This window comes from Bacillus sp. AF62 (assembly GCF_050312695.1).
GTDB classification, from domain to species: Bacteria; Bacillota; Bacilli; order Bacillales; family Bacillaceae_G; genus Bacillus_A; species Bacillus_A cereus.
Map to the genome: position 1 here is coordinate 1 of NZ_JBNPJZ010000165.1, position 6,786 is coordinate 6,786.

Genomic DNA, 6,786 nt, shown 5'->3' on the forward strand with positions numbered 1-6,786 from the left:
TACAAATGAAACATATGGGGAACGAACGATTGCAAATGCGATTTCTTCCACACCTACAACTATTTTAGATAATCAAGGTCAATTCGAAGAATTTTCGTTTGATTTCCGTGAGGGACATACGGCTGAAGTTGTGGAGGACAAGCCAAAAAAGAAATTTCGTTTAACAGAACTCGGAAATGCAGAACGTATTGCTTATAAATATGGCCATGTAATCAAATACGTAAATGAGATGGGGTGGCTCATATGGGACGGCAAACGTTGGAAAATGGATACAAGAAAAGAGATTGAAAGAATGACAGCAAAAGTACTTCGTAGTCTCTATAAGTCAGAGGAGGAACCGGAAGTGAAATGGGCGCGGATGTGCGAGCGTAGAAACATTCGAATGAATAGTATCAAGGATCTTATGCCACTTGTTCCAGCGCAGCGTGAAGATTTTGATAAGCATGAATATCTTTTGAATGTGGAAAACGGGGTAATTGATTTAAAAACGGGTGAATTATCACTACATAATCGTGATCTCATGCTTACCAAAATGGTAAATATCGAATATAAAAAAGAGGAAGATTGTCCGAACTGGAAGGCGTTTTTGGAAAGTATTTTCAAGGATGTGGAAGGCAATACAGATTACGAATTAATTGATTTTATCCAAAAAGCAATCGGCTATTCCTTAACAAGTGATATATCAGAACAGGTTATGTTCTTTTTGTATGGTGGTGGGCGAAATGGGAAATCGACGTTTATTAATACCATAAAGAATGTACTAGGTGATTATGCGAAACAGACGAATAGCGATACGTTTATTAAAAAGAAACATGATTCTGGGGCAAATAATGATATCGCACGTTTAGCAGGGGCACGTTTTGTCTCAGCGGTTGAGAGCGAAGACGGTCAACAATTATCAGAAGCGCTAGTCAAACAAATTACGGGTGGAGAACCAATCAGCGCGCGGTTTTTACGCCAAGAGTTTTTCGAATTTACACCAGAGTTTAAAGTGTTTTTCACAACGAATCATAAACCGATTATTAAAGGGATTGATGAGGGAATTTGGAGAAGGGTGCGGATGATACCTTTTACGGTTACAATCGCAAAGGAAAAGATGGATCGTAAACTTCCTGAAAAATTATCAATGGAGATGCCAGGCATATTAAATTGGGCAATTCAAGGGTGTTTAAAATGGCAACGTGAAGGATTAAGAGAACCGAAATCAATTAGAGTAGCAACAAATAGTTATAAAGAGGAAATGGATATCATCGAACCGTTCATACTTGATATGTGTTTTTTGAATCCCTTGGCAAAAATCGAGGCGAAAGAATTATATACTGCTTATTCTCGTTGGTGTGAAGACGAAGGTGAAATTGCTTTGAAAAACCGCACATTTTATAGATTGTTGGAAAATAAGAATATTTATAAAAAACGAGGGGCAAAAAATAAAGTGTTCTTAAATGGGATTGGGTTACAGAAAGAATGTTACAAATATTTACAAAAAGACGAAAGTTCAGTAACTGCATCAACCCAAGAAAATGCTTTGATAACCCCATTCAAATTATCATGAAATCCTTATGTATCAAGGGTTTAGAGGGGGGTGTTTTTTGTTAGGTTATTGGTGGTTACTTATTTTCCTATATTCCAAAAATATATAAATTATAAATATATATAGTGTATATTTCTGGTTATGGTGATTTGGGGTAACCCATAGTAACTTTTGGTGAGAAAATGAACTCAAACCCTTGGTATATCAACGTATTTGACAGGTTACCAAAATTGTTTTTTGTTTATTTAGGTAAAAAATCAAGTTTTTTATTAACACGGACTGCATAAATGGTCATTTGAATTGGGAAGAGGGAGATGAGGTGGCACAAGTATTAAAAATACTAAGTGCAATTTGGAAATCAGGCGCAAATATCTATCCTGATCCAAGTGATAATCGAATCGGGATAAAAAGACAACATTTAATTCCAACGGAAGTAATGCAATTGGCTGAACAATCTTTCAGTGAAATTGATGCCTGGTTTCAATCGTGGAAAGATGCGAGTGCGGAGCAGGTAACAATTAGAAAGATATTCTATGAGTTTTGTGGATGGCAGCATAACCAGCCATTGCATGAATGGCTACTAGCTGATACAGATTCTTTACAACTGTTTTATGACTGGACGATTGTTCTTGCGAAGAAAGGATGGACAGACATCTATGAAGACTATCGTCCGTTTAAAAATGAGGAGTCGGATGCAATGGCAAGAAAGATATATGAACGTGCAGTTTTATATGCAAGGACAGGGGGATGTGGATGATTTATTTTCATTACACAGATAAAGAAATAAGCAACATTCTTAACACATTAACGATTGTTATTGACACGCGTGAAAATGTAAATGGCCATATTCTTGATTATTTACAGCAAAAGGACATTCCAATTAAAAATCAAAAGTTAGATACCGGTGATTATGGCTGCATGATTCCAAAAAATGAAGAGTTAGGAATACCTCGTGCTATCTATTTAGATAGCCGAGTGGAACGGAAAGCTCACATGGATGAGATCACAGGGAACTTACAAAAGGATACGCAAACAGCGTTTGAAAATGAGTTAATTCGATCAAAGGATATCCCCTTCACTTTACTTGTGGAGGACCTACATGGATATGAAAAGATGCTGCAAGGTAAATATCGTTCAAAATACAATCCATTCGCATTACTGGGTAGACTCAATACATTTAAAGCTAAATACAATTTTGAAATCGTGTATGTAGATAAAAAATTCACAGGGAATTGGATCTATCATCACTTTTATTACCAAGTGAAACATTATTTGAGAGCAGGGATATTGTAAGGTGACTCGATGAGAGGTGTTTCACATGAAAAATGAGTAGAAAAAACGGTAGTGGTGTTACAAAAACAACAGAAAGTGAATACAGAGTGTGTAGTGGGGAGAATGAGGCAGGTTACAAGGAAGTTTTATAGAAAAATAAAAAGATTGTGTGTCTGGTTTGTGTTTCCTTGTAGCGTATATATTGAAATTAGTTTATTTATCCAAAATAAAGGAGTTAGTATGTACCAACCCCTTCATTCTAGGTATGTCAAAATTTAGGAGACCTCCTATGTATAGGAGATAGTTATAATATATTTGAAAGGAGAGAATTTATTCTTGTACATTCCATATTTTTGGTAAGACATACAAAAAATATGATGAGGTTATGTGAAAAATGAAAAGAGCATCTACGCAGAGATGCCCTTGATTAAGACTCTTATTGTAAAGAGTGCGTGATATACCATATGCATGAGGGAATGAGTATGTAACTTGTGCCAAGAAAAAAGAACTCTTATATAAGAGCTCAAAGAGGAAAAATGAGTTGATAACAAATACAAAAGCACATTGGTATAGGTCAAGTATGCCCAAAACATATACATGTATACAACATAACAAAGCAGCTAGCAAAAGCTAACTGCCCGGTGTGTTGATCGCAGGAGAAACTTGATTCATGAAATTAAGGAGTATGGCCATATGTGGCCTATGGATAGTATGATTCAAAAGTAGAATTTTATGCAGGAGGGGAAAGAATGGATGCTTGGAAAACGCTGGAACTGATGAATGAGTACGGAAAATGCAACAAATGTGGGAATGAAATCATTGGGGATGGAGAAGGAATATTAGAAGTTGAAGATGGCCGTTTCAAACGAACTTGCAAGTGTGGATGGAATGTTGAGATTGAAGAAAAGTAGAAAAATGTCTAGTTCGTCATGCATCAGATATTCGAAGTGAAAAACACTCGCAGAAACCTGTCAAATTCAAGTTTAAATTCTTTCTGCATACCATAGGTATGTAAAAGCGGAGAATGGTTTACAAAGGATTTTAAGAGCGAATAAAGAGATTTTATTATACAGGCATAAAAAGTAGCCAGGAGGGGGTTCAATGATAGAAAGTCCAACAGGGAAACTGAAAGGCGCGACCTTTAAATACATTGAAAGTGAATTATATGGTTACAGTGATACATTGCACGAGATTACATTCATGCGAAAGAATTTGATTTACTGTTCTTCGCATGATGATGAAAATATCGGAGGCGGGAGAAGAAATGTCGTAAATCGTCCGACCGAGCGCATAGGAACACAGCTGATGGTACATAAAAAACTGAGGCGCCTAGAAGAATTAGCAGATGCGATTGAAAGTGTATATGTATTATTAGAACGAGAGAAACAAAGACTAGTGAAATTAAAATATTGGACAAAGCCACAATGCAAGACATGGGACGGAATTGCGGAAGACCTGCACATCACAAAGCGAACAGCCTTACGGTGGCGAGATGGAGTTGTGTATGCTATTGCTGAAAAATTGGGAGAAAGATAAAAGATGTCACTATCATGTCACTTTTGGCCTCAAAAAATGAAGTATTATGGTAGTATGGAAAAGTGAAAGACGATGAAAATCGCTTATTACAAGATTAAATGTATATTCTCAATGGTCGTAGGGTGTGAGGTACCTTAAAACCAAGACCATCCGGCCGTTGAGAGAGGAGAACATCTACAAAGGGTGCTCTCTTTTTTATCAGAACCAAAAATGTTATAAAAAGAAAAGGCCATACCAAATGATGAATAAACAGAGCCAGCCAATTGTTAAGGCAATATATGTAAGTATTTTCAAGACGTACTCCTTTGTGCAGTATGATTCGTGTACATTTTGAAATATCACGTACCGGATTGTAAAATTCATTTCAAAAGGAATGAAAAATGCACATGCAATATGCGAGGTAAGAAATTTTGATGGAAAATTTGCATGATGTACTTTTCACCCCTTGTAGAAGAAGTCCAAACATATTTTGCTATCTAATTGGGAGTTAGTAAATGATCCAAAGGGGTATTCATACAAAAACAAAATGGTTTGTCCTTCTTCCATTTTTACTATTTGCTATGAATTGGTTCTCTATACCAAAAAAATAAAAAAAAAAGAGACGAGTGAATTCGTCTCTTTTGTACATGTGTACAAAAAATGATAAGAGATATGCCTAGTATAGAATTCTTCATTTGGTCACGTATACCTTTTTTACTGGAGAGAATTTTTACTATTTACGTAAAAGCTGAAGAGAGAGGCATGAAAATGGTTGTTTTTTGTGTCACTTTAATAAGGTTGTACATATGGTAAAGAAAGGACAATTCTTTGTTACTATATTTCAACCACTCATATAGCTTCCTTTCTCATGAAAAGAGCATCGATATCATAGGATGCTCTCTTTTTATTGAGAAAGGAATACAATAAAAAATAGACGAATGAAATCGCCTCTTCTGTACATATCAAAGAAATATGATAGAACGTGTTGGTATACTATATTTCAATTTTGGTTATATATACCTATTTTTGAGGGGATTCTCTTTTTTTATTTAAAAAACGAGTACCGTTGAGGGGTACCCGTTTTCGAGAAACTTACAAGCATCTACCATTGTTCTGTATAGGAGTGAACGAATCAATCGACAAGTAAGGATGTCAAGATATTATATGTAAATGATTAGGTGAATGTTACCAAAAAATGAAATAAGTTTGTTTATTTAACCAAACTTTAAACATAGTTGGACGAGCGAAGCATACAGTGATATAGAGGGGCGGGGTAATATTCCGTATGAGAGGGCACTTACCTGAAGGGAGTGCTCTTTTATGGTTGCACCTTTTGATAAAGACGAGCATATAGTAGAGTAGAGGGCAACCTCTATTGTCTTAGTTCGCCCATAGAACTCCTTTCTATACCAGAAAGAAACTCAAGAGCATCCAACTGGCGCGGGTGCTCTCTTTGTGTTGCGAAGTTAAGAATAATTTTTATACAGAATTTGTTTCTATTTATTTTGAAATAAGACGTGCTACAATGATACATATGAGAGTGTACGAGGAGTGATTTTTTGATGCAAGATGAATTATTGCAACAGATTTTAAGCAAGTTAGGTGAAATCCAATCAGATGTGAATGGAATTAAAACGGATATAACAGAAATAAAGACGCAATTTAAGGCACATCGAATAGAGACAGATGATAACTTTACCAAATTGTACCATGCTATTTCTGACAAAGAAACGGCTATTGAAGTACTGAATAAAAGAGTATTTGGAACAGAAACGAAGATTGCAAAATTAGTAAAAGAGAAACATTAAAGTTAAGAATCTTAATGTTGAATAGAATATGTCTTTATCATAAAGGAGTAGGGAGAGCTTTTATATGCAAACAACTAAGCCGGGAGGTTGACAAAACATGAGAGAAATCAAACCAGGGGGCTGAAATGATGAAAGCCATTCGGCCAGGAGGGTAAATAAGTAGATTGAGGGCATCCAAAAGAAAGGGATGTTCTCTTTTTATGCACAATGTATAAAAGACAAGCATATAGTAAAGGAAAGGTTGATTGATCATGGAATTTGTTTACTTCCTTTACACGGACGAAGCTAGAGAGCATCCCAAAACGGGTGCTCTTTTTCGTATGTAAAAAATTGAGAAATGCATGGTTAGTTAACCAGGTGAAGTGTATGCAAGAAATCAGGAAGCATGAGTGATAGAAATACCGTCACATCAACGATGTATAAAAAATGTATAACGGTAGAAAACAAGAATCGCACAACCATACCTATTTCCCGTTTGAAGGACTGTCATATAATAACTATTATGTAAACTAAAAGTGTAGGGTCTATTCATTTCCCTGTATAAATGAAATCAAACTACAAAATGATTAAGATAAGGTTCTTTTAGCATCCATTCACGGTGCTTTTTTATATGTAAATTAAACGATTTTTGAACAAAAAAGAAGAAATAAATTGGAGGGA

The 6,786-nt window shown here is 35.6% G+C and carries 6 protein-coding genes; all 6 read left to right on the forward strand.

Features of this window, described 5'->3' with window-relative positions:
• The coding region (locus ACQRBL_RS31635; RefSeq protein WP_427736343.1) for a DNA primase family protein at positions 1-1,552 on the forward strand (1,552 nt) is incomplete at its 5' end.
• Positions 1,553-1,850: 298 nt separating this feature from the next.
• Positions 1,851-2,288, forward strand: a complete 438-nt coding sequence (locus tag ACQRBL_RS31640) for a hypothetical protein (RefSeq protein WP_197230403.1) — start codon at positions 1,851-1,853, stop codon at positions 2,286-2,288.
• Positions 2,285-2,824 carry an ERCC4 domain-containing protein gene (locus ACQRBL_RS31645; RefSeq protein ID WP_411996751.1) on the forward strand — a complete coding sequence of 180 codons (540 nt, stop codon included), beginning with the start codon at positions 2,285-2,287 and terminating at the stop codon, positions 2,822-2,824. Before ACQRBL_RS31640 ends, ACQRBL_RS31645 begins: the two co-directional genes overlap by 4 nt.
• A gap of 728 nt (positions 2,825-3,552) precedes the next feature.
• Positions 3,553-3,714 carry a DUF3797 domain-containing protein gene (locus ACQRBL_RS31650; protein WP_000340309.1) on the forward strand — a complete coding sequence of 54 codons (162 nt, stop codon included), beginning with the start codon at positions 3,553-3,555 and terminating at the stop codon, positions 3,712-3,714.
• A gap of 190 nt (positions 3,715-3,904) precedes the next feature.
• A complete protein-coding gene (locus tag ACQRBL_RS31655; protein WP_023523047.1) occupies positions 3,905-4,339 on the forward strand; it encodes a phage transcriptional regulator, RinA family protein in 435 nt (144 codons plus the stop codon).
• Positions 4,340-5,880: 1,541 nt separating this feature from the next.
• Positions 5,881-6,126 (forward strand): hypothetical protein, encoded by a 246-nt coding sequence (locus ACQRBL_RS31660; RefSeq protein WP_001150356.1) that lies wholly within the window; start codon positions 5,881-5,883, stop codon positions 6,124-6,126.
• Positions 6,127-6,786 lie beyond the last annotated feature (660 nt).

Bases quoted from the DNA above. Each gene is read 5' to 3' on its own strand.
- ACQRBL_RS31660 (WP_001150356.1), top strand. From the start codon at position 5,881: ATGCAAGATGAATTATTGCAACAGATTTTAAGCAAGTTAGGTGAAATC.
- ACQRBL_RS31650 (WP_000340309.1), top strand. From the start codon at position 3,553: ATGGATGCTTGGAAAACGCTGGAACTGATGAATGAGTACGGAAAATGC.
- ACQRBL_RS31655 (WP_023523047.1), top strand. From the start codon at position 3,905: ATGATAGAAAGTCCAACAGGGAAACTGAAAGGCGCGACCTTTAAATAC.
- ACQRBL_RS31645 (WP_411996751.1), top strand. From the start codon at position 2,285: ATGATTTATTTTCATTACACAGATAAAGAAATAAGCAACATTCTTAAC.